The organism is Herminiimonas sp. (assembly GCF_030655415.1).
The window spans coordinates 133,299-156,525 of record NZ_JAURVN010000010.1 but is presented as its reverse complement, the minus strand read 5'-3'; the positions used below and the strand labels follow the sequence as shown (position 1 = coordinate 156,525).

Here is a 23,227-nt window from a genome sequence, read left to right as displayed (position 1 = left end):
TCCCAAGCGTTCGCACACTTCACGCTCATTGAGTTTGGTGCCGGGAGCCAACACGCCTTCGATGATCAGGTTTTGCAAATGTTCAACAACCACATCATGCAATCGCTGCCGCTCCATACGAGGAAGATCGGGAGCGTTATTGGTTGGTTCGTTGATGTTGAATGTATTTTGCATACTAATTCCGGAAGGTAATGCCATATTTTAATCGAATTGTGTCGGTATGACAGCGCCTGCTGAAACGTATTTCATATAGCTACAACAACAAAAAATGCAAATTGGGACGCAAGGCTTGCGCCTCATTTTTATTGACTATTCAGGAGGCGAGGCCGAGTGGATGGTCTTCAGGTTTGTCTCTACTTTAGCAATAGCTTTTATTAAAGCTTCAAATTCCTTTACTAATCAAAAATCGCTTGCTATAGTATTTTGTATGCAATATCCAATTATTAGATTTATTCACGGAGATTGAAATGATCAAACTAGACTTTCATCCAGCAGGCCGTCACTTTTTGCAAATCCCAGGGCCTAGCCCAGTGCCGGATCGCATCCTGCGTGCGATGAGCTATCCGACCATCGACCATCGCGGTCCGGAATTCGCCGCGCTCGGTTTGAAAGTCTTGTCAGGCATGCAGAAAATTTTCAAAACCACGCAACCAGTCATTATTTATCCAGCGTCCGGCACCGGCGCGTGGGAAGCAGCTCTTGCGAATACTCTCAGCCCAGGCGATACGGTACTGATGTACGAGACAGGACATTTCGCAACACTGTGGAAAAAAATGGCAGAAGCACTCGGCCTCAAGCCTGAGTTCATCGGCCTGCCAGGTATAGAAGGTTGGCGTCGCGGCGTTCAAGCCGATGCAATCGAAGCACGTCTGCGCGCCGATACCGGTCATCTCATCAAGGCAGTGTGCGTTGTACACAATGAAACCTCGACCGGCGTCACATCCAACATCGCTGCTGTACGCAAAGCCATCGACGCGGCTGGTCATCCAGCATTGCTGCTGGTGGATACAATTTCCGGCTTGGCATCTGCCGATTATCGTCATGACGAATGGGGCGTAGACGTCACCGTATCGGGTTCGCAAAAAGGTTTGATGCTGCCACCTGGTATCAGCTTCAATGCGGTTTCCAAAAAAGCGATCGCCGCCAGCAAGACAGCCAAATTGCCGCGCGCATTTTGGGCGTGGGACGAAATCATCGAGATGAACAAAACCGGTTACTGGCCATACACGCCGAATACCAATTTGCTCTACGGCTTGTCCGAAGCGTTAGAGATGATTTTGGATGAAGGTTTGGAGAATACCTTCGCACGTCATCAACGTTTGGCTGCTGCCTGCCGCATTGCAGTCAATGCATGGGGACTGGAAGTGCAGTGCGCAGATCCTGACGTTTTCTCGCCAGTACTGACTGGCGTCATGACGCCGGAAGGCATAGACGCCGACGTCGTGCGCAAAACGATTTATGAACGATTCAATATGTCGCTAGGCACTGGTCTCGGCAAGATGAAAGGTCGCATGTTCCGCATCGGTCATTTGGGTGAAGCAAACGACTTGACCTTGATGGCAACCTTGGCCGGCGTCGAGATGGGACTGAAGCTTTCCGGCATCACGATCAAGGCTAGTGGCGTCACTGCAGCGATGGATTATTTGGCTACACAAAAAATCCCTGCATTGAAAATCGCGGCTTGATCAGAAGTGTTGCAACGCGTTGCTGAAAAAGGTTCATGACCAAAATCAGCAACGTGCTCAGTTCGCGTTCAAGTGTTGCGATCGCTTCAACAAGGAAATAGTGCCATGCTCGTCAAGCCACTCCATTTTGCTCCAGCTAATACTATCGGCTTGTCTTCAGCTAGCCCATTGGCCAGATTGCTACACAAAGAATTGCGTGGCGATGTGTTGTTTAGTCAGGCTGACCGCGGTCGTTATGCAACGGATGCATCGATCTATCAAATTATGCCTGTCGGTGTCGTCGTTCCGCGTGATCAAGACGATCTGCTGACTTGTCTGGCCATTGCACGTTCAGAAAAAACACCGATACTCGCGCGCGGTGGCGGTACTAGTCAGTGCGGGCAAACGGTAGGCGAAGCGTTGGTCATCGATAACAGCAAATGGCTGAATAAGGTTATCGATTTTGACAAAGAAAAACTGAGCATCACGGTCGAACCCGGCATGGTTCTCGATCATCTGAACGCATGGCTCAAACCACATGGCTTGTGGTTTCCTGTAGACGTATCGACAGCCGCGCAGTGCACTATAGGCGGCATGACGGGCAACAATTCTTGCGGATCTCGTTCCATCGAATACGGCAACATGGTGCACAACGTGCGCGGCATTGATGCAGTACTCGCAGATGGCACGCAAGCCCGTTTCGAAACCTTGGAAAACATGGCGCAGAACGCGCGCGTTCAACAAATCGTGCAGGGTTTGCAGCAGATTGCCACACGCGAACGCGACGAAATCATCGAACGTGTACCTAAAGTTTTACGCCGCGTTGCCGGCTACAACATCGATCTATTCGATTGCCAGAATCCACTTGCCTATACCGACGACGGCAGCGCCAATCTCGCACACATACTGGTCGGTTCAGAAGGCACGCTCGCCTACAGCCGCCAGATCACGCTGAAGCTCGCACCTTTACCTGCGGCTAAAGTTCTCGGCGTAATTAATTTCCCGACCTTCTATCAGGCGATGGACATGACGCAACACATCGTCAAGCTCACGCCTACCGCGGTTGAATTGGTGGATCGCACGATGATCGATCTGTCGCTCAGCAATCCTGCATTCAGACCTGTCATCGAAAAAGCATTAGTCGGTCAACCGCAGGCAATTCTGCTGGTTGAATTTGCCGGTGACAGCAAAGCAGAGTTGGTTGAAAGACTGTCTGCATTATCTGATTTGATGAGCGATCTCGGCTTGCCCGGATCTGTGACGAACATGGTCGATGCCAACGAACAAAAAGCATTGTGGGATGTGCGCAAGGCCGGCCTCAACATCATGATGAGCATGAAGGGCGATGGCAAACCAGTTTCCTTTATTGAAGATTGCGCGGTGCCGCTGGTGCATCTGGCGGAATATACCGAACGCCTGACCGAGGTTTTCCACAAATATCAAACTGAAGGTACCTGGTACGCGCACGCCAGTGTCGGTACCTTGCACGTGCGTCCAATACTCGATATGCGACGCAATGGCGCAGCCGACATGCGCGCGATTGCGGAAGAAGCATCGGCATTGGTGCGTGAATACAAAGGTGCGTATTCGGGCGAGCATGGCGATGGCTTGTGCCGCGGCGAATGGGTGGCATGGCAATACGGCCCAAAACTGAATCAGGCCTTCAGCGAAATCAAGGACCTGTTCGATCCAGACAATCGATTCAATCCCGACAAGATCGTGCGTCCGCCGAAGATGGACGACAAGAGCAATTTCCGTTTCGCTCCGGGTTATCGCGAACTACCTATAGAAACCAAAATGGATTGGTCCGCGTGGAACGTTACGCGCGATCCGGCCAGCGGATTGGAAACCGCACCCGGCACTGGCGATGATCGCACCGGCGGATTGGCCAAGGCAGTCGAGATGTGCAACAACAACGGTCATTGCCGCAAGTTCGACGCCGGCACCATGTGCCCGAGTTATCGCATCAACAAAGATGAACGCCACGTCACACGTGGCCGCGCCAATACCTTGCGGCTGGCGATTTCGGGCCAGTTGGGCGACGATGGTTTGGCCAGTGCGGAAGTGAAAGAAGTGCTGGATCTGTGTGTCTCATGCAAAGGCTGCAAACGCGATTGCCCAACCGGCGTCGACATGGCGAAAGTCAAGATAGAAGCACGTGCGGCTTGGGCCGATCGACACGGCAGCACCTTGCGTGATCGCATGGTGGCCTTCATGCCGCGTTATGCGCCATACGCCAGCCGTATCGGTGGCTTGCTTGCGGCAGGTGAGCGCTTGCCTTGGGTCGCGGGTTGGGTGAAGAAATTCGTCGGTCTCGCACCGCAACGCGCTTTTCCAAAATTCAAAACTTCGTTTCTGTCGCAGCAAAATGAAGCGACAGGCGAAGGCGGAAAAGAAGTACTGCTCTTCGTCGACACCTTCAACAATTACATGGAGCCGGAGAACGCCGTAGCCGCGCAAGCAGTGCTACAAGCTGCTGGCTATACCGTGCACTTGAACATCAAGGCGAATGAACGCCCACTCTGTTGCGGTCGTACCTTTCTTTCTGCCGGCCTGGTGGAAGAAGCGAAAAAAGAAGCGCGTCGTACTCTTGATGCGTTGATGCCTTTCGTCAATCGTGGCGTTGCGGTGGTCGGCCTGGAGCCTTCGTGCTTGCTGTCACTGCGCGATGAATTTTTAAGCTACGGCTATGGCGATGAAGCGAAAAAACTCGCGACATCCGCTTTCCTGTTCGAGGAATTTTTGGTCAAGGAACAGACAGCGGGAAGAATCGATCTCGCGCTTCTGGATCTCAAACCACTAACATCAAACAAGGCCTCGTTGCATGGTCACTGTCACCAAAAAGCGTTTGATGCAGTACGTCCTGTGCAAGCAGTTTTGAAGTGGATTCCTGAACTCGATGTCGCTTTGATCGAATCCTCATGTTGCGGCATGGCTGGCAGTTTTGGTTATGAAGCCGAGCACTATGATGCGTCACAGGCAATGGGTGAGTTGTCATTGTTCCCTGCAATACGCGAAGCCGAAGCTGGAACGATCTTCGTCGCCGATGGCACTAGTTGCCGCCATCAGATCGCAGACGGTACGCAGCAAAATGCATTGCATGTAGCGCGTGTCTTGGCGATGTCATTGGGCCGTTAGTTGGTTTGATTGACGTGGATGGGCATCCAACAACGAGTAGGGCAGGTGGGGGCAGGCTTCACCTTTAGTGAAGTATTGCCCGCCCCATTATTTTATTTCAGCAGACCTTGCATCAACGCTGCATGAAAACGTTCTGGCTGCTGGATTTGTGGCGAGTGGCCGAGGTCATCAAACTCAAGCAGTGTCGCATTCGGTATCGCCTTCGCTGCCTGCTTGCCTAGCACCGCATAGTTACCCAGTTTTTCACGTTGCTCCGGCGGCGCGAGATTTTTTCCTATCGCCGTGTTGTCTCGCGTCCCTATCAGCAGCAGAGTGGGTACCTTCAAGGTAGGAAATTCATAGACCACTGGTTGCGTGTAAACCATCTCGTAAGTCAGCGCCGAATTCCACGCCACGATGTTTTTACCGTCGCCCTTATACATGCCCGCTTGCATGTTGACCCAACGATCAAACTCAGATTTCCACTGCCCGGCGTAATAGGTATTTTGCTGATAGCTGCGTATGCCTTTTGCATTCGTCTTGAGTTCGTTTTCATACCATTGATCGACTGTTCGATACGGTACGCCTAGCGTTTTCCAGTCTTCCAAACCGATAGGATTAACCATCACTAACTGCTCTGTTTGCTGCGGATACAGCAAGGCATAACGTGTCGCCAACATGCCGCCCATCGAATGGCCCATCACTGTGACGCGCTTGATGCCCAAGCTTTCCAGCAGGGCGTGTGTGTTGGTAGCGAGTTGATGGAAGCTGTACTGATAGTGATCAGGCTTGGTCGATTTGCAAAAGCCAATCTGGTCCGCTGCAATGACGCGATAGCCCTCGTTAGTCAATGCCTTGATCGTACCTTCCCATGTCGCCGCACAAAAATTCTTGCCATGCATGAGTACCACGGTGCGCCCATTCGGCTTGGCTGACGCCACATCCATGTAACGCATATGCAGATCTTTACCTTGAGAAGTAAAGGCATAACTTTTCACTGGGTATGGATAGTCGAAGCCCTGCAACTCTGCGCCATAGGATGGTCCTTCCTGTGACCACGCAATAGCGGGTAAGCTCGCACTCAGGATAGCAATGGAAAGAAAGCGAGTCAGTCGTGTACGCATAATAATCCTCAGGAAAAAATCAATTGGCCGCTTTCTAGAGTGATGCTTTGCCGATTTGGTTCCTGAGTAAAACTTTATCCTCAATGAAAAAAGCCACGCTATTGCTAGCGTGGCTTTTTATTTGAACATGGCAAGGAAAAATTATTTTCCAGCCAAGCCCAATAACATCTCGTTCAAACGCTTAACAAATCCAGCAGGATCATTCAAATTGCCGCCTTCTGCCAACAAGGCTTGATCAAACAGAATATTCGACCAATCGTCGAACTTCGCTGTTTCATATTTCAAGCGTTGTACCAACGGATGATCCGGATTGATTTCCAGAATTGGTTTTGCATCAGGTGCATTTTGACCAGCCGCTTTCAACATGCGCAGCAGGTTGCCGGACAATTCGTTTTCGTCGGCGACCAAACAGGCTGGTGAGTCGGTCAGGCGGAATGTGACGCGCACTTCTTTCGCTTTGTCGGCGAGTGCAGTTTGCATCTTGCCTACCAATTCCTTGTATTGGTCTTCGGTTTCCTGATGCTGCTTTTTCTCTGCTTCGTCTTCCAGTTGGCCGAGATCGAGATCGCCTTTGGCTACCGATGCGAGTTCCTTGCCTTCGAATTCTTCGAGGTAGGACAACATCCATTCATCAACGCGATCTGTCAGCAACAAAACTTCGATGCCTTTCTTGCGGAAGATTTCCAGATGTGGGCTGTTCTTCGCAGCGTTGTATGACTCGCCGGTCGCGTAGAAAATCTTGGTTTGGCCTTCTTTCATGCGCGAGACGTAATCAGCGAACGACACGGTTTGCGCATCGCTGTCGCCAGTGGTCGACGCAAAGCGCAGCAGTTTGGCGACGCGTTCCTTGTTGGTCGCGTCTTCGCCTATGCCTTCTTTCAAGACTTGGCCGAAGGCATTCCAGAACGTGACGTATTTATCTTTGTCCGCTTGCTCGTCGCTGTTGGCGAGTTCTTCCAGCATAGACAGCACGCGTTTGGTTGAACCTTCGCGTATCACTTTGACGTCACGCGACTCTTGCAAAATTTCACGCGAGACGTTCAGTGGCAGATCAGCAGAATCAATCACGCCTTTAACGAAGCGCAAATACACCGGCATCAATTGTTCAGCGTCGTCCATGATGAAGACACGTTTGACGTACAGTTTGATACCACCGCGCTTGTTGCGATCCCACAGATCGAATGGTGCTTGCGATGGGATGTACAGCAGTTGCGTGTATTCGCTGCGACCTTCGACGCGGTTGTGCGTGTAGGTCAGCGGTTCGCCGAAGTCATGCGAGACGTGTTTGTAAAATTCGACGTATTGCTCAGGTGTGATGTCGCTCTTGTTGCGTGCCCACAAGGCGCTGGCTTGATTGATGGTTTCCAGCTCGTCACGGGTAACGGTTGCTTTTTTCTCTTCGTCCCACTCTTCTTTCGCCATCATGATAGGCAGCGAGATATGGTCGGAATATTTGCGGATGATGGATTTCAATTTCCATGAGGACAGGAATTCGTCTTCGCCTTCGCGCAAGTGCAGGATGATGTCGGAGCCGCGTGTCGCTTTGTCGATCGCTTCAACCGTGAAGTCGCCTGCGCCTTCTGATTCCCAACGCACGCCTTCATTGGCTGGTGAACCGGCGCGACGTGTTTCGACAGTAATGCGATCCGCGATGATGAAACCGGAATAGAAGCCGACGCCGAATTGACCAATCAGTGCTGCATCTTTTTGCTGGTCGCCGGAGAGACGCGAGAAAAATTCCTTGGTGCCGGATTTGGCGATAGTGCCCAGATGTTCGATCGCATCTTCGCGCGACATGCCGATGCCGTTGTCGCTGATGGTGATGGTGCGTTTTTCCTTGTCGAAGCTGACCGTGATTTTCAGTTCAGGATCGTTCTCGAACAATGCGCTGTTGTCGATTGCTTCGAAGCGCAGTTTGTCGGCAGCATCGGATGCATTGGAGATCAACTCACGAAGGAAAATTTCCTTGTTGGAATACAAGGAATGAATCATCAGTTGCAGCAATTGTTTTACTTCGGCTTGAAAGCCCAGGGTTTGCTTTTCTGGATTTTTTTGTTCGGATGCGGCCATTTTGTCCTCGAGTGTCAAAAAATAATGTGGGTTTTACTGTGTAAGCAATGTTGAAAGTCTTTCGCTCACTCACCAACCCTGAATCATATTGCGCGGGCGGCGAGTAAGCCAGACCTGAGTCAGACTTTCAAACGTTTCGTCGGAAATTGGGGCGAAAGCTGCAATTTCAAGTCTTGCTGCGCAGCTGATCTATGGTTCGCTCAAGAAATTTCAAGAGTCCTGGATCGCCCATTGCAGCAATGTTGAAACGCATATAGCTCGACGGCAGTTGGCTAGGTGAGAACAGGCTGCCGGGCGCCAGTAGATAGCCTTCCGCCATTGCTTTCTCCGTGAGGACATTAGTATCGCATCCCATGTCGGTCCAGAGAAACATGCCGGCCGGCGTGTTGAAATTGATCTTGACGCCTATGCGCTCCATTTGCCGTGCGGTCTTGTCGCGTACGGCATCCAGCTTGCTGCGCAGGCGATCGCTGTGTTTGCGGTAATGTCCTTCCGCCAAAACTTTGTAGACCACGCGTTCGGTGATTTCAGTGCTGGTCAATGCGGCCAGCATTTTGCGGTCGGCCAGGTCGCGTGCGATTTCGTGCGAGGTCGCGATAAAGCCGACTCGCAAATTGGCCGCCAGCGTTTTTGAAAATCCCCCCAGATAAATAACGCGATTCAATTGATCCAGCGCGGCGATGCGCGTCGCCGCTTGTACCGTTGTGCCAGGATGCATGTCGCAATAAATATCGTCTTCCACAATCATGAAGTCGTATTGCTCGGCAATTTTCAACACCTGAAACGCCTTGGCGGCCGACAGCGAAGTCGATGTTGGGTTGTGCAGGACGGAGTTGATGACGAATAATTTCGGTCGGTGTAATGCGGCCAGCTCGGTCAGTTTGAAGATATCTGGACCGTCCGACAGACGCGGAATGCCGACCACTTTGGCTCCCAACATTGCGAACGATCCGAACATTAAAAACCATGCGGGATCGTCGACAAAAATGGTATCGCCTGGCTGGATGTAATGGCGCGCCACCAGATCCAGCGCTTGCGTGACACCGGACGTGGTGACGATTTGATCCGGCGTGGCGGAAATTTCCAGCTCCGCCATTTTCAATTGCAGTTGCTGGCGCAGAGGTAAAAAACCTTGCGGCGTACCGTATTGCAGCAGCATGTTTTGGTTTTGCCGACTGACCGAGCGCAGAGCATTCCCAACCAACTCTGCATCCAGCCATTCGTTCGGCAGTGAGCCAACGCCGGGCATTTTTCCCGGTGGTAGTTGACGGAACATATTGCGCACCAGCCAGACCACATCCAGTCGTTGCGCTTGCGCGGCGTTTGGACGAGGTGCGCCTGATTTGCTTAATGCCAGCATAGGCGCGCGATCACGCACATAAAAACCTGAACCACGTCGTGACTCAAGCAAGCCACCTGCGACCAATCGGTCATACGCTTCCACCACGGTGAAGCGCGAGACCCCATGCTCGTCCGAAAACTGTCGTATCGACGGCATGCGCGCGCCGGTGCGCAGCAATTTATCGTCTATGCGCGCGGTCACCAGCTTTACGATTTGTTCGATCAGCGAGCTATCAGCCTGGCGCGATAACAAGGGGCGCGGCATATCTGTAGCTGCTGAAGTCGCCGTTGAAATAGAAGCCGCGGCGTTGCTGCGAGAGTTAGCTGTATTGGTCATATTGCCATGACAGTCGAGAGATTAATTCCTTAAGTGTACTGGTACTGTATTGGTTTTGTCGATTAGGATGTTTTGACTATAAAAATAACGAACGATGCATACATCTCTTGTCATCCTATTGGACCAATATGGACTCTTTGTTGCCGCTTGCCGTCTTTGCTTTTGTATCGTCGATCACGCCGGGGCCGAATAACATCATGCTGACGTCGTCAGGTATCCGTTTTGGTTTTGCGAAATGTATTCCACACATGTTGGGCGTCGTCTTTGGCTTCGGCGTGATACTGGCGCTCTGCGCCGTAGGCATTGGTAGCCTGATTATTGCGATGCCGGTATTGCATACCTTGTTGAAAACGCTAGGTTCGACTTACCTGGTTTATCTGGCGTGGCAATTACGCAGCATGGCGTTCAGTCGCAGCGATGAAGACGACGCGCGGCCTATGTCTTTTATCGGTGCTGCGCTTTTTCAATTCGCGAATCCTAAAGCGTGGGTGATGGCAGTGACGGGTGCGTCGGCCTTTTTGCCGACTATGCAGCCGGTCTGGTTTGCAATAGCGGTATTTTGCCTGTTATTCAGCGTGATCAATTTGCCGTGTTTGAGTGTCTGGGCGGCGACAGGTGCAATGTTGCGTCACTATCTGACGCAAGCAAAATGGCAGCGCCTTTTTTGCGCCATCATGATCGCGTTGACGCTGTATTCCGCATTGGCGATCTGGTCATGAGCGCGCACGACAGCCAGGGCGCACTAGCCGATAGCGTCGTCGCGGATGCTAAAGTGCCGAACAACATGAAAGCTATGACATCAGAAACAAAAGGCATGTGGCTGGGCGCGATCGGCATTGCCATCTTCAGCCTGACCTTGCCGTTCACGCGTGTCGCAGTGGCGGAATTGAATCCAGTATTGATGGCGCTTGGGCGCGCAGTGGTTGCGGCCTGTTGTTCCGTGTTGCTGCTGTGGTGGACTAATGCGCCGCGACCTACCCGAGCGCAATTGAAATCATTGTTCATCATTGCTTCGGGTGTGGTGGTTGGCTTTCCGGTGTTTTCATCGATAGCGATGAGCCAGATTTCCGCTTCGCATGGCGCGATCATGTTGGGCATTTTGCCGTTGGCGACCGCCTTGTTCGGCGCTTTGCGATTTGGCGAAAGACCTTCAATCGGATTCTGGATTACAGCGCTGATTGGCAGTGGGCTGGTCGCGGCTTTTGCGGTGGAAGAGGGCGGCGGCTCGTTTCAACTAGGCGATCTGGCGATGCTGATTGCCGTAATTGCGGCGGCGATGGGTTACGCAGAAGGCGGACGCTTGTCGGAGTCGATGAGCGGCCAGCAAGTGATTTCGTGGGCGCTGGTCTTATCGATGCCTATCGTGTTGCCGGTGACGATCTGGCTGGCCTTTCATTACGGCGTCAAGGCATCGCCTAGCGCTTGGGTTGGCTTTGCTTACGTGTCGTTGTTCTCTATGTTTATCGGATTTTTCTTTTGGTATAAAGGGCTGGCATTGGGCGGCATTGCGCGCGTCGGCCAAGTGCAACTGATACAACCCTTCCTGACATTGCTTGGCGCCGCTGCGATTCTTGGTGAAGCGCTGGAACTACGCACCTTCCTTTTTGCGCTCGCGATTATTTCAGTCGTCGCCGCTGGTAAAAAAATGGCAATTAAACGCCGGACTTGAGCAGCAAATCAACAGAAAACGCCTTGCCTTGGTATCATGTGGCTGTCGCCTCGCAATTCGTTTTTCGGTGCAATTCGTCTGTCTGGCTGCATCGCGTCGATAGTTGGCAAGAAATGCCGCGGATTTGAGATAATCACGCGTATTCCTGTCGTGACTGTGCCATTTCATAATGCCACTTTTGCAAGATGCGCGTTGTCGCCGCATTTGCATTTCACGGACACCTGTTCATTTGTCATTTCTACCGACGTGGAAATGACATCATCTATTCTGGAGTTTGCATGTCTTTTTACGAAAAACTGAAAGCGCTCAACATTGAATTGCCGGCAGTGGCGACCCCCGCCGCGGCATATGTGATGTTTGCGCAAAGCGGCAACACGATTTTCCTGTCCGGCCATATCGCCAAGAAGCACGGCAAACCGTGGGTCGGTCAGTTGGGTAAAAACATGACGACGGAAGAAGGCAAGATTGCAGCGCGCGGCGTCGCTATCGACCTGATCGCGACCTTGCAAGCAGCATGCGGCGGTGATTTAAATCGCGTCAAACGCATCGTCAAAGTTATGAGCCTGGTTAATTCGACTGGGGATTACACCGAACAACATTTGGTCACCAACGGCGCATCCGAACTGTTCGGCGAAATCTTTGGCGAACAAGGCAAGCATGCACGTTCGGCATTTGGCGTGGCGCAAATCCCGTTAGGCGCTTGCGTAGAAATCGAATTGATCGCTGAAGTAAATTGAGAATATTTAATTAAGAATATTGACGTCGCCGTATTGAGTAACGTCCTGGTCATCACACCGTAGTTATAAAGCATCGCAATAATGAAAATCGAAAATCCAACGCCGATCAAATGGCAATTCGCACACCGCGCAGAGCAACTGCAAAGTTCGGTCATCCGCGAAATCCTGAAAATCACGATGCGCCCGGACATCATTTCCTTCGCCGGTGGTTTGCCATCGCCGGAAACTTTCCCGGTCGAGCACATGAAGGCGGCCTTCGATACGGTCTTGTCGCGTCAGGGCAAGGTCGCGTTGCAATACGGTCCTAGCGATGGCTACGCGCCTTTGCGAGAGTGGATTGCCGATTCATTGTCGATACCTGGTGTGACGATCACGCCGGATCAAGTCTTGATGGTGTCGGGTTCGCAGCAAGCGCTGGATTTGCTCGGCAAGGTTTTGATTGAAGATAACAGCAAGGTATTGGTGGAAACGCCTAGTTATCTTGGCGCGTTGCAAGCATTCTCGGTGTATCAACCCAAGTTCGTTTCGATTCCTACCGATGATTTCGGTTTGCTGCCGGAAGAAGTTGAAAAAATCGCCGACGGCGCACGCCTCTTGTATGCGCTGCCGAATTTTCAAAATCCGACTGGCCGCACAATGTCGGTCGAGCGTCGTTTTGCATTGGTAGAAACCTGCGCACGTCTTGGTCTGCCATTGATAGAAGATGATCCATACGGCGCGCTAAGCTACAACGGCGAACCATTGCCGAAGATGCTGACGATGAATCCTAGCGGCGTGATTTATCTGGGATCGTTTTCCAAAGTGCTGACGCCTGGCATTCGTCTTGGTTATGTCGTTGCGCCAGTGCCGCTGGTACGCAAGCTAGAACAAGCGAAACAAGCTGCTGATTTGCACACCTCACAATTGACGCAGATGGTGGTATACGAAGCGATCAAGGATGGCTTCCTCGCGAAGCACATTCCCTCGATACGCACGCTGTACGCGAATCAATGCAAAGTGATGCTGGATGCGTTGACCGAATTTTTCCCGGCCGGTGTGACGTGGAACAAACCGGAAGGCGGCATGTTCATCTGGGTCACCTTGCCTGAACATATCGACGGCATGCAGTTGCTGGAAGAATCGATTGCGCAAAACGTGGCCTTTGTTCCAGGTGCACCTTTCTATGCGAATGAACCGCAGAAAAATACTTTGCGCTTGAGCTTTGTTACGGTGCCGCCTGAGAAAATTCGTGAAGGTGTTTCGAAGTTGGCGAAATTGATTGCGGCGAAGTTGAAGTAATCGATAACTGTAATACCAAATAAAAAAGCGGACTTTGAGTCCGCTTTTTTTATGCAAGTCATTGGCATACTCTACGCAATGTTTCGAGCTAATCGATCAAAAGCGCATCATCTCGCCATGCTTCAGCGCGACAAAACGATCCGCTGGAATATTCGCTTTCTTCAATTCCTGCTCCAGCGCTTTCGGCGGTTCGTCTATCGATTCGTCTGCCAGTTCAAACGTGCCCCAATGGATCGCGATAGAGCGTCCAGCGTGCACTTCTTGATGTATTTTTACCGCTTCGCCCGGATCGACATGCTGCGCCTTCATGAACCAGCGCGGCGCGTACGCACCGATCGGCAACAAGGCCAGATCGAAGCTGCCAAAACGTTTTCCGATATCTTCAAAGTCTTTTGAAAAACCTGTATCGCCTGCAAAGAAAAATGAAAAAGGCTTGTTCTTGGCATTCTGCGCAACTGCATCTTGAGTCTGAACTGCCCAGCCGCCCCACAAGGTTTTGAATCTATCGGTCAAGCCGCGTGCCGACCAATGTTGCACCGGCACGAAGTTGAAATCCAGACCGCCAACTGCAGTCTTGTCCCACCAATCCAGTTCCTGCACATTGGTGATGCCGATGTCGGCCATCCAACTCTTGATGCCCAAAGGCACCAGGAACAGCGGCGCGCCACCAGCCTGTTCATTCAGCTTGATTACGGTCGCCTTGTCGAGATGATCGTAATGATTATGCGAAATCAACACGACATCGATGTGCGGCAATTCAGAATAATCGAGCGCAGGCGGCACCTTGCGTTGCGGGCCGATGAAAGTAAAAGGTGACGCGCGATCCGACCACACCGGATCGGTCAGGATATTTACGCCGCGTACCTGAAGCAGCACGGTTGCGTGGCCTATCCAGGTTGCAGTCGTCGCCGTCTTGTTCGCTTGCAGCCAGCCGGGTTCAGGTTTAACGATAGGGAAGTGATAGCCGTCGGCTGGTGGTTTAGGCAGACCTTGCGACAGGCGCTCCCATTGCCACTTCAGAAATGAGCCGCCGATATCGCCTTGCAGATAATTATTCTTGAAACCGTCTTGCGCGCGATGCGGGATGTTTGCATCGTAATACGGGTTGGGCCTCGAGCAAGACACAACACTGGCAGCGATCGCAATAGTACTTAGTAGCGCAATGGCGAGGCGATGCCGTCGAACGAATGAACGCTTCAATGCAGCAGGAATGTTTTGATCAGCTGATTGCATGATCTTGTTTTCATTCTCTGTGTCGTGCTCTTGCATGTTCATTCGCGACATCGCCGCGCCATGGATTTGCAGCTAATTATTCAGCGCTGTTTTTCGTCACCGGAGTCAAGGTTGTCGCCTTGATTTTCGATTCCAGTCCCTTGCCTTTGCGTGCACGCTTGCCGATATGGACTTGCAAACCGGAAGCAGACAGCAATATCTCTTGCGCTTTGGCGCCGCGTCCAATTCCGGACACGACCACGCCGCGTTGGCTGATCGGTTGCGCTGCCAATAGCTTCTCGTTCTTTTCCAGTTCCATCAAAATCACACCGCGACCGCCAGCGGTCAGCGATTTGATTTCATCGATACCGAATACCAGCACGCGACCTTTTTCAGATAAACAGGCAATCGCGCTAGCGCCTGCAATCACCGGACGTGGTGTCAATGGTTCATCTCCATCATCAAGTGTGATGAACGATTTACCGCCGCGTGTGCGGCTGACCATGTCGCCCGATTTTGCAGTGAAGCCATAACCTGCAGTCGATGCGAGTAAGAGCGTAACGTCGGCCGGGCCGGCAAAGTAATGCAACACGCGTGTGCCGCTCGCCAATTCGACCAGTGTAGTGATTGGTACGCCATCGCCGCGTGCACCGGGCAGGGCAGACACAGGTACCGAATAGATGCGACCATTGGAGCCGAATACTAATAGCGTATCGACAGTGCGGCATTCGAAGGTGTCGTATAGTCCATCGCTTGCCTTGAAGGTGAATTGTGCTGCGTCGTGGCCGTGGCCTGTGCGTGCGCGTACCCAACCTTTTTGCGAGATGACGACGGTGACTGGTTCGTCTATCACTTTGGTTTCGACGACGGCTTTTTCTGCGACTTCGATCAGTGTGCGGCGTTTGTCACCGAACTGTTTTTCGTCAGCTTCGATTTCCTTGATGACCAGGCGCTTCATCGACGATGGATTGTCGAGCAAATCTTGCAGCGTTGATTTTTCGTTGCGCAATTCGGCCAGCTCTTGCTGAATCTTGATGGTTTCCAGACGCGCCAATTGGCGCAGTCGGATTTCTAGAATGTCATCAGCCTGGCGTTCCGACAATTTGAAGTAATCCATCAATGCCGGTTTCGGCTCATCCGATTCGCGAATGATCTTGATGACCTTGTCGATGTTCAGCAGAATCGCTTCTCGGCCTTCCAGAATATGGATGCGGTCTTCAACTTTTTGCAGCTTGAATTGCGAACGGCGGGTGATCGTCGTGAAACGGAAATCGATCCACTCGCGCAGGATATCGCCGAGTGCTTTTTGGCGCGGCTTGCCGTCGCCGCCTATCATTACCAGATTGATCGATACGCTGGTTTCCAGCGAGGTATGCGCCAACAGCATGTTGGTGAATTCGGTCTGATCTTGATTCTTCGACTTCGGTTCGAAGACTAAACGCACAGGCGCTTCGCGCCCTGATTCATCACGCACCGTATCGAGCATCGACAATACGGTTTGCTTCAATGCGAGTTGATCCGGCGATAGCGATTTTTTGCCGAGCTTGATTTTTGGATTGGTCAGCTCTTCGATTTCTTCCAGAACGCGTTGCGACGAAGTGCCGTGCGGCAGTTCGGTGACGACAGCTTGCCACTGACCGCGCGCCATGTCTTCTATCTTCCACGTTGCACGAACCTTGACGCTACCGCGGCCGCTGCGATAAATGTCGCTGATTGCGGTTGGCGAGGTAATGATCTGGCCACCACCCGGGAAGTCCGGGCCAGGCACGATCGCCAGCAATTCTTCATGTGTCAATTTTGGATTGCGAATAATGGCGACCGCGGCGCTCGCGACTTCACGCAAATTGTGCGAAGGGATTTCAGTCGCCATACCGACCGCAATACCGGATGCGCCATTCAACAAGACGAAAGGCAAGCGGCTAGGCAGCAATTTTGGTTCTTCGGTCGAGCCGTCATAGTTGGGCTGGAAATCGACGGTGCCCATGTCGATTTCTTCCATCAGCAATTTTGCAATCGGCGTCAGGCGTGCTTCCGTATATCGCATCGCCGCTGCACCGTCGCCATCGCGTGAACCGAAGTTACCCTGACCATCGATCAATGGATAACGCAGCGAAAAATCCTGCGCCATACGCACCAGCGCGTCATACACCGATTGATCGCCATGCGGATGCAATTTACCGAGGACGTCACCAACCACTGCAGCCGATTTACGCGGCTTGGCGCTGGCATTCAATCCCAATTCATTCATCGCAAACAGGATGCGACGTTGCACTGGCTTCTGACCGTCGCAGACGTCCGGCAGGGCACGGCCCTTGACCACGGAGATTGCGTAATCCAGATAAGCGCGTTCGGCAAAGGTTGCCAGTGTCAGCGATTCGCCGCCATCGGCAGGTGCTGCAGTGTCAAAAAGATTAGCTTGATCAGTCATTATTATTTTGCGTAGTGTTTTGCAGAGGTTATTCGATGGAAGTATTTGGATAAGCAGAAGACGTTTCTGCAGGAGCGCCAGTGTCGCGGCGCCCCGGAATAATCATGTGTATGCGTTTTGAATCAGAATGCCGATTTGAAAACACAGCGTTATCTGCAAAGCGCGAAGTCGGTTGGTACAAGTTGTAGAACTGCGTGACCAGCTTGACGTAATTACGTGTTTCGGCAAATGGTGGAATCGCATCATTGTATTTTTGCACGGCGCCTTCACCGGCGTTATACGAAGCCAACACCAAGTGCTGTTGATTCGGATACATATCGCGCAGCACGCGCAGATAACGTGCGCCTAAACGTATATTGGTTTTCGGATCAGTCAGTTTTTGTGCAACAGTTTTTTTGCGATCTGCTTGCAAGCCAAAGCGTTCGGCGGTTGCCGGCATCAATTGCATCAGACCGACTGCGCCTTTCGGCGAAACCGCATTTGGATTGAAGCCTGATTCCGCTGCCATCACTGCTTTCAATAAAGCCGGATCGAGATTGAATTCATTCGCGGCATCGTTCAACAGCTTTTCGTATTTCTTCAGATTCGGATGTTGCGACAGATAACGGAACAGCGGTGTTTCTTTTTCTGCAGGTGATAAAGGAGCGAGGCGCGCCGCATTCAAAGCCTGATCGCCACGTGCAAACAACTGGTAACGCTGGTCCAGTTTTTCTGTCGCAAAGTGCGCTTCACCATTGGCATCGATATAGCCGTACACGTCTGCATGCGCAGCAACGGATAACAGCGATAAGGACAAAGCCAACAGGGAAGTGCGCACGATGTTCATGATCAGATATCGGCCTCAGCTTCGTTGCCGTGCTCTTCTATCCACGTACGACGTGCGGCGGCTTCGCCTTTGCCCATCAACATATTGAAGCGCGCTTCAGAGAAGTCCAGATCGAATTCGCCAAGTGCGACTGGCAACAGACGACGCGTATCCGGATTCATCGTGGTTTCCCACAACTGTTCGGCGTTCATTTCACCCAGGCCTTTGAAGCGGGAGATCGTCCACGCGCTGTCCTTGACGCCATCCTTGCGCAATTTATCTTCGATCGCTTCCAGCTCACCATCGTCGAGCGCGTAGATTTTCTGAATCGGTTTTTTGCCACGCGCAGGTGCATCAACGCGATACAGCGGCGGACGTGCGATACAGATGTGGCCGCGATCGATCAGTTGCGGGAAATGTTTGAAGAACAGCGTCAACAACAGCACTTGAATGTGCGAACCATCAACGTCCGCATCGGACAGGATGCAGATGCGACCGTAACGCAAGCTGCTGAAATCGACGGTATCGTTTTTGCCGTGCGGATCGATGCCGATCGCAACCGCAATATCGTGAATTTCATTGTTGGCGAACAGGCGATCACGTTCGGTTTCCCACGAGTTCAAAACCTTGCCGCGCAGTGGCAAAATCGCCTGAAATTCTTTGTCGCGGCCCATCTTGGCGGAGCCGCCGGCGGAATCACCTTCGACTAAAAAGATTTCATTGCGCGAGATATCGGATGATTCGCAGTCGGTCAATTTGCCCGGCAAGACAGCAACGCCTGAAGATTTTTTCTTCTCAACTTTTTGTGCAGAACGCAGACGCGATTGCGCTTGCTTGATGACGAGCTCGGCGAGTTTTTTGCCGTAATCGACATGCTGGTTCAACCACAGTTCGAGCGCAGGGCGCGTGTAGGTGGAGACCAATCGCACTGCATCGCGCGAGTTCAGACGTTCCTTGATTTGTCCCTGGAATTGCGGGTCCAGTACTTTGGCCGACAACACAAAAGACACACGTGCGAAGACGTCTTCCGGCAACAGCTTCACGCCTTTTGGCAACAGCGAATGCATCTCGACAAAACTTTTTACCGCGCCGAACAAGCCTTCGCGTAAACCGGATTCATGCGTGCCGCCGTTGGAGGTCGGAATCAGATTGACGTAAGACTCGCGCACGACCGCGCCATCTTCTGTCCATGCCACGACCCATGCTGCGCCTTCGCCTTCGGCAAAACCTTCGGCATCGGCGTTCGCATATTGCTCGCCTTCAAAAAGCGGGATGACGGTTTCTGCATTTGATGCTTGTGCCAGCGACTCGGTCAAATAACCGCGCAAACCTTGATCGTATTGCCAGGTTTGTACTTCACCGCTTTTGGCATGTACCAACGTGACTTTGACGCCCGGCAGCAAAACTGCTTTCGAGCGCAACAGGCGCTGCAGTTCAGCTTGGGGAATAACAGATGAGTCGAAATATTTAGCATCCGGCCATGCTGTGACTTTAGTGCCGCTACGTTTTTCATCGCGCGCAATCGGACGTGATTTCAGCGGTTCGATGACATCGCCGCCGGAGAACGTCAATGTGTGCACGCCGTTTTCGCGCCATACGGTGATTTCCAAACGGGTCGACAAGGCATTCGTTACCGAGACGCCAACGCCGTGCAAGCCGCCGGAGAATGCGTACGCGCCGCCTGAACCTTTGTCGAACTTGCCGCCTGCGTGCAGACGCGTGAAAACTATTTCTACCGTCGGGACTTTTTCTTCCGGATGCATGCCAACCGGAATGCCGCGACCATCATCTTCCACACTGACACTGCCGTCGGCATTCAGGGTGACGACGATGTTCTTGCAATAGCCGCCCAGCGCTTCATCGGATGCGTTGTCGATCACTTCCTGGATGATGTGCAGCGGATTCTCGGTGCGTGTGTACATGCCGGGGCGTTGCTTGACCGGTTCCAGACCTTTCAGAACACGGATGGAGGATTCGCTATAGTCGGCAGGGGATTTTTTAGTGGCCATTCAATCGTTACGGTAAGAGGCTGAAAAATTTACGTTGGAAGCTCGCGCTGCGCTTTTGCTTCCAATAATTGCTTTTAACGTTTTCCTTAATTTGTTGCTTTTAAAAAGTTGCTTTAATCAGGATGCGTACATCGAAGTGTCTGCATTCTAATGAAAAAAACCGATGTGGTCGCGATGCCCCTCGATTTAACTTTGCTCTCGACGGGCGCGAAATCGCCGAATTGTTAAATAAGGTTAGATTTGTGACGCATCGCTGGCTCTTTTGTGGCAAAAGCGGTCAAATGTATATGTTTTGATAAACAGTTGGCACAATTTTATATATTTCCCGGTTTACCTCGCTAATTTATGGGATTGTTAATCGTTTTTAAAGGTGTATAAATGTTAACTAATGCGCAGGAATTATGCGCCGCCTTTCACACGACGATGGTTTGCTCTTCACGATTCAATGTCAGCTAATAGTTTCCCTTTTGCGGCTCGCCTGATTGGATTCAATCAACAGGAAACCGAAATCTTCGATGCCACATTTGCTCTGGACCAAGGCAAGGGTTACGGCTATTTTCGGCTGGCAGAAGATAATTTGCAGGATCCTGATTTATATATAGCCAATGCCGAAGAATTAAAGGCGCTGGTGGCCTTGTCTGACTTGCGTCCCAGCGATGTGCGGCCTGTGCTTTTGGTTGGCACGCCGACTATTCCCCTTCCTTATACGCGCGTTGATAGACCGATACGTTGGCAGCGTTTGTTCGAAGCGCTGGATAACCTGATCGAAAAACGCGCTGATACCTTGGCCCGTCTGGAAGCATCTGATGTAGTGATGGTGCCAGAACGTCGCCGGCGTAATCGTGTTGATATCGACTTGACCGATCCTGCCGATTACGAAAGTCTGCGTACCGAATTGCCGCATGGCGGCGCGGTGTTGATCGTTGACAAATCACCGGCGTTTCGTGATTTCGTCGCCGAATTTCTGGCGCGTCATCAGATTGAAGTGCTGTGGGCCAAAGGCGAGGCCGAAGCGGAAGGTGCGTGTGTACGTCAGCGTGTGTCGGTGGTGCTGATCAATACGTCTATTGCTGACGTAGATCCATTTCGCTTATGCCAGACCGTTAAAACAGCGCGGCCTAACGACAAAACTTCAGTGATTTTTCTGGTGAGTAAATCCAGCGATTACGATGTGGACGCTGCGCGCAAAGCGAACGTTGATGGATTTTTGACCAAGCCTGTGGCCAGTCAACATGTCGTCAGCGCGTTGAAAAAATTCATGCACTTGCCGCGTTAAATCACCGCTTAAGTTTTACCCTTGCACGATGCTCGCTGTGCAATAACTTCCCGCAACGATTTCTTTATTTGCTGAGCAAGCGCATGCCGCGCTCCAGCCCTTCCAGCGTCAGCGGCACCATACGATTATTCATTTGCTGCCGGATGATCGCGACTGACTGACGATATTCCCAAATATTTTCAGGCTCAGGGTTGAGCCAGACATAACTTGGGAATGCCTTGGTAAAACGTTGCAGCCATTCGGCACCGGCTTCTTCGTTGTGATAGTCGATCGCGCCGCCCGGACGCAAAATTTCATACGGACTCATAGTCGCATCGCCGACAAAAATCACTTTGGTATCCGGCGTGTATTTACGCAATACATCCCAGGTTGCAAAACGTTCGGCATGCTTGCGCTGGTTGTTGCGCCACAGGTGATCGTAGACGCAGTTATGGAAGTAGTAGAACTCCATGTTCTTGAATTCGCTTTTCGCCGCAGAAAACAATTCTTCAGTGCGCTGAATGTGATCGTCCATAGAGCCGCCCACGTCCAGCAGCATCAAAATCTTGATATTGTTTTTGCGCTCGGCCTGCATCTTGATGTCGAGGTAGCCGGCATTATTGGCGGTCGCGCGTATCGTGGCGTCCAGCGCCAGTTCATCGGCTACACCTTGTCGTGCAAATTTGCGCAGGCGGCGTAATGCGACCTTGATGTTGCGGGTGCCGATTTCACGTGAAGTGTCGTAATCGCGGTAAGTGCGCTGTTCCCATACTTTAACGGCAGAGCGATTGGTGCTTTCGCCGCCTATGCGTATGCCTTCCGGATTGTTGCCGCTATTGCCGAAAGGCGAAGTGCCGCCTGTGCCTATCCATTTGCTGCCGCCTTCGTGGCGTTCTTTTTGTTCTTTCAATAATTCTTGCAAGCGTTCGGCCAGTTTGTCGTAGCCGAATTTTTCTATCAGCGCGCGTTCTGCCGGACTTAAATCTTTCGCAGCACGTTTCAATAACCAGTCGAGCGGGATCGCCGCATTGTCTTCGAAGACAGTAGCAATGCCTTTGAAGTACAGGCCGAAGGTCCTATCGAATTTGTCGAAGTGCGCTTCGTCTTTGACGAGTGTCAGGCGTGCCAGATAATAGAAATCATCCAGCGAATGACGGGCGACGTCTTTCTCCAATGCTTCGAGCAAGAGCAAAAATTCCTTGATCGAAACCGGAATCTTTGCATCTTTCAGCATGAAGAAAAAATCAATTAACACGGCAAGTCCTGTGGATCAGCTTTGAACTTAGCGATTGGTGCGCGACATGAAAACCAGTCGTTCGAACAGATGAATGTCTTGTTCGTTTTTCAGCAAGGCGCCGTGCAGCGGCGGGATGATGGTTTTGTCATCCTGGCTGCGTAATGCTTCGGCTGGAATATCTTCTGCCAGCAATAATTTGAGCCAATCCAGTAATTCAGAAGTCGATGGCTTTTTCTTCAAGCCACTGACGTCGCGCACTTGATAAAAAACTTCCAGCGCTTTCGCCAGCAATTCTTTTTTCAAATTCGGAAAATGGACGGCGACGATTTGTTCCATCGTGTCGCGGTCAGGAAACTTGATGTAGTGAAAGAAGCAGCGGCGCAAGAAGGCGTCAGGCAATTCTTTTTCATTATTCGATGTAATAATGACGAGCGGCCTGTGTTTGGCTTTCACCATTTCGCGGGTTTCGTACACATAGAATTCCATGCGGTCGAGTTCGCGCAGCAAGTCATTCGGGAATTCGATGTCGGCCTTGTCGATTTCATCGATCAGCAACACGACCTGTTCGTCGGCAGTGAACGCTTGCCACAACACACCTTTGACGATGTAGTTGTCGATGACCTTGACGCGTTCATCGCCTAGTTGCGAATCGCGCAAACGCGATACGGCGTCGTATTCGTATAATCCCTGCTGCGCCTTGGTCGTCGATTTGATATGCCATTGCATTAAAGGCATCTTGAGCGCGGCAGCAACTTCTTCTGCCAGCATGGTTTTGCCAGTGCCGGGCTCGCCCTTGATCAATAAGGGGCGCTGCAAAGTCAATGCAGCATTGACGGCGAGTTTCAGGTCGCGGGTGGTGACGTAGCTCTGGGAACCTTCGAAGCGTGTTTCGTGTCGCATGACGGTGTCATTAAGGTGAAAAGAAATCGGAGTATAAGCGAGAA

16 protein-coding genes and 1 pseudogene are annotated in these 23,227 nt (G+C 51.8%); 7 read left to right on the top strand and 10 right to left on the bottom strand.

The window, feature by feature from the left end:
- Nucleotides 1-174 (bottom strand): annotated as a pseudogene (locus tag Q7T66_RS08445) (GntR family transcriptional regulator); the annotation flags it as partial.
- Between the two features lie 293 nt (nt 175-467).
- Between Q7T66_RS08445 and Q7T66_RS08440 the strand changes: the two are divergent.
- Nucleotides 468-1,685, top strand: coding sequence for an alanine--glyoxylate aminotransferase family protein (locus Q7T66_RS08440; protein WP_304932890.1), 1,218 nt, complete (start codon nt 468-470; stop codon nt 1,683-1,685).
- Between the two features lie 105 nt (nt 1,686-1,790).
- Entirely contained in the window at nt 1,791-4,802 is a 3,012-nt protein-coding gene (locus tag Q7T66_RS08435) for an FAD-binding and (Fe-S)-binding domain-containing protein (RefSeq protein WP_304932889.1), read from the top strand.
- 92 nt (nt 4,803-4,894) lie between these two features.
- On the opposite strand, the gene Q7T66_RS08430 is transcribed toward Q7T66_RS08435, so the two are convergent.
- From Q7T66_RS08430 to Q7T66_RS08420, 3 genes are all read right to left on the bottom strand, one after another.
- Nucleotides 4,895-5,905: an alpha/beta fold hydrolase gene (locus tag Q7T66_RS08430; RefSeq protein ID WP_304932888.1), complete on the bottom strand. Its 1,011-nt coding sequence runs from the start codon at nt 5,903-5,905 to the stop codon at nt 4,895-4,897.
- Nucleotides 5,906-6,046: 141 nt separating this feature from the next.
- Nucleotides 6,047-7,975, bottom strand: coding sequence for a molecular chaperone HtpG (gene htpG / locus Q7T66_RS08425; protein WP_304932887.1), 1,929 nt, complete (start codon nt 7,973-7,975; stop codon nt 6,047-6,049).
- Nucleotides 7,976-8,141: 166 nt separating this feature from the next.
- Nucleotides 8,142-9,653, bottom strand: a complete 1,512-nt coding sequence (locus Q7T66_RS08420) for a PLP-dependent aminotransferase family protein (protein ID WP_304932886.1) — start codon at nt 9,651-9,653, stop codon at nt 8,142-8,144.
- Between the two features lie 128 nt (nt 9,654-9,781).
- Here Q7T66_RS08420 and Q7T66_RS08415 point away from each other — a divergent pair, with 128 nt between their 5' ends.
- The 4 genes from Q7T66_RS08415 (at nt 9,782) to Q7T66_RS08400 (ending at nt 13,337) form a co-directional block, all read left to right on the top strand.
- Nucleotides 9,782-10,372 carry a LysE family translocator gene (locus Q7T66_RS08415; RefSeq protein WP_304932885.1) on the top strand — a complete coding sequence of 197 codons (591 nt, stop codon included), beginning with the start codon at nt 9,782-9,784 and terminating at the stop codon, nt 10,370-10,372.
- A gap of 74 nt (nt 10,373-10,446) precedes the next feature.
- The gene (locus tag Q7T66_RS08410) at nt 10,447-11,322 is read left to right on the top strand and encodes a DMT family transporter (RefSeq protein ID WP_304932897.1); all 876 of its coding nucleotides are present in this window, start codon (nt 10,447-10,449) and stop codon (nt 11,320-11,322) included.
- A 278-nt stretch (nt 11,323-11,600) separates the two neighbouring features.
- Complete coding sequence (locus tag Q7T66_RS08405; protein WP_304932884.1) at nt 11,601-12,059, top strand: RidA family protein; 459 nt, start codon at nt 11,601-11,603, stop codon at nt 12,057-12,059.
- Between the two features lie 81 nt (nt 12,060-12,140).
- A complete protein-coding gene (locus Q7T66_RS08400) occupies nt 12,141-13,337 on the top strand; it encodes a PLP-dependent aminotransferase family protein (RefSeq protein WP_304932883.1) in 1,197 nt (398 codons plus the stop codon).
- A 96-nt stretch (nt 13,338-13,433) separates the two neighbouring features.
- Here the strand turns inward: Q7T66_RS08400 and Q7T66_RS08395 are convergent, their stop codons facing one another.
- Genes Q7T66_RS08395 through Q7T66_RS08380 form a run of 4 tightly spaced genes read right to left on the bottom strand, consistent with a single transcriptional unit; the run spans nt 13,434 to nt 19,791 of the window.
- Nucleotides 13,434-14,621, bottom strand: coding sequence for an MBL fold metallo-hydrolase (locus Q7T66_RS08395; RefSeq protein WP_304932882.1), 1,188 nt, complete (start codon nt 14,619-14,621; stop codon nt 13,434-13,436).
- Between the two features lie 25 nt (nt 14,622-14,646).
- Nucleotides 14,647-16,977 (bottom strand): DNA topoisomerase IV subunit A, encoded by a 2,331-nt coding sequence (gene parC, locus Q7T66_RS08390; RefSeq protein ID WP_304932881.1) that lies wholly within the window; start codon nt 16,975-16,977, stop codon nt 14,647-14,649.
- 28 nt (nt 16,978-17,005) lie between these two features.
- Nucleotides 17,006-17,803, bottom strand: a complete 798-nt coding sequence (locus Q7T66_RS08385) for a lytic transglycosylase domain-containing protein (protein WP_304932880.1) — start codon at nt 17,801-17,803, stop codon at nt 17,006-17,008.
- A gap of 2 nt (nt 17,804-17,805) precedes the next feature.
- Nucleotides 17,806-19,791: a DNA topoisomerase IV subunit B gene (locus tag Q7T66_RS08380; protein WP_304932879.1), complete on the bottom strand. Its 1,986-nt coding sequence runs from the start codon at nt 19,789-19,791 to the stop codon at nt 17,806-17,808.
- Nucleotides 19,792-20,236: 445 nt separating this feature from the next.
- Between Q7T66_RS08380 and Q7T66_RS08375 the strand changes: the two genes are divergently transcribed.
- Nucleotides 20,237-21,067: a PleD family two-component system response regulator gene (locus tag Q7T66_RS08375; RefSeq protein ID WP_304932878.1), complete on the top strand. Its 831-nt coding sequence runs from the start codon at nt 20,237-20,239 to the stop codon at nt 21,065-21,067.
- A 64-nt stretch (nt 21,068-21,131) separates the two neighbouring features.
- Here Q7T66_RS08375 and Q7T66_RS08370 read toward each other — a convergent pair whose 3' ends face one another.
- Nucleotides 21,132-22,301, bottom strand: a complete 1,170-nt coding sequence (locus tag Q7T66_RS08370) for a VWA domain-containing protein (protein ID WP_304932877.1) — start codon at nt 22,299-22,301, stop codon at nt 21,132-21,134.
- Nucleotides 22,302-22,328: 27 nt separating this feature from the next.
- Entirely contained in the window at nt 22,329-23,183 is an 855-nt protein-coding gene (locus Q7T66_RS08365; protein ID WP_304932876.1) for a MoxR family ATPase, read from the bottom strand.
- Nucleotides 23,184-23,227: the final 44 nt, after the last annotated feature.

Bases quoted from the DNA above. Each gene is read 5' to 3' on its own strand.
- Q7T66_RS08440 (WP_304932890.1), top strand. From the start codon at position 468: ATGATCAAACTAGACTTTCATCCAGCAGGCCGTCACTTTTTGCAAATC.
- Q7T66_RS08435 (WP_304932889.1), top strand. From the start codon at position 1,791: ATGCTCGTCAAGCCACTCCATTTTGCTCCAGCTAATACTATCGGCTTG.
- Q7T66_RS08430 (WP_304932888.1), bottom strand. From the start codon at position 5,905: ATGCGTACACGACTGACTCGCTTTCTTTCCATTGCTATCCTGAGTGCG.
- htpG (WP_304932887.1), bottom strand. From the start codon at position 7,975: ATGGCCGCATCCGAACAAAAAAATCCAGAAAAGCAAACCCTGGGCTTT.
- Q7T66_RS08420 (WP_304932886.1), bottom strand. From the start codon at position 9,653: ATGACCAATACAGCTAACTCTCGCAGCAACGCCGCGGCTTCTATTTCA.
- Q7T66_RS08415 (WP_304932885.1), top strand. From the start codon at position 9,782: ATGGACTCTTTGTTGCCGCTTGCCGTCTTTGCTTTTGTATCGTCGATC.
- Q7T66_RS08410 (WP_304932897.1), top strand. From the start codon at position 10,447: ATGACATCAGAAACAAAAGGCATGTGGCTGGGCGCGATCGGCATTGCC.
- Q7T66_RS08405 (WP_304932884.1), top strand. From the start codon at position 11,601: ATGTCTTTTTACGAAAAACTGAAAGCGCTCAACATTGAATTGCCGGCA.
- Q7T66_RS08400 (WP_304932883.1), top strand. From the start codon at position 12,141: ATGAAAATCGAAAATCCAACGCCGATCAAATGGCAATTCGCACACCGC.
- Q7T66_RS08395 (WP_304932882.1), bottom strand. From the start codon at position 14,621: ATGTCGCGAATGAACATGCAAGAGCACGACACAGAGAATGAAAACAAG.
- parC (WP_304932881.1), bottom strand. From the start codon at position 16,977: ATGACTGATCAAGCTAATCTTTTTGACACTGCAGCACCTGCCGATGGC.
- Q7T66_RS08385 (WP_304932880.1), bottom strand. From the start codon at position 17,803: ATGAACATCGTGCGCACTTCCCTGTTGGCTTTGTCCTTATCGCTGTTA.
- Q7T66_RS08380 (WP_304932879.1), bottom strand. From the start codon at position 19,791: ATGGCCACTAAAAAATCCCCTGCCGACTATAGCGAATCCTCCATCCGT.
- Q7T66_RS08375 (WP_304932878.1), top strand. From the start codon at position 20,237: ATGTCAGCTAATAGTTTCCCTTTTGCGGCTCGCCTGATTGGATTCAAT.
- Q7T66_RS08365 (WP_304932876.1), bottom strand. From the start codon at position 23,183: ATGCGACACGAAACACGCTTCGAAGGTTCCCAGAGCTACGTCACCACC.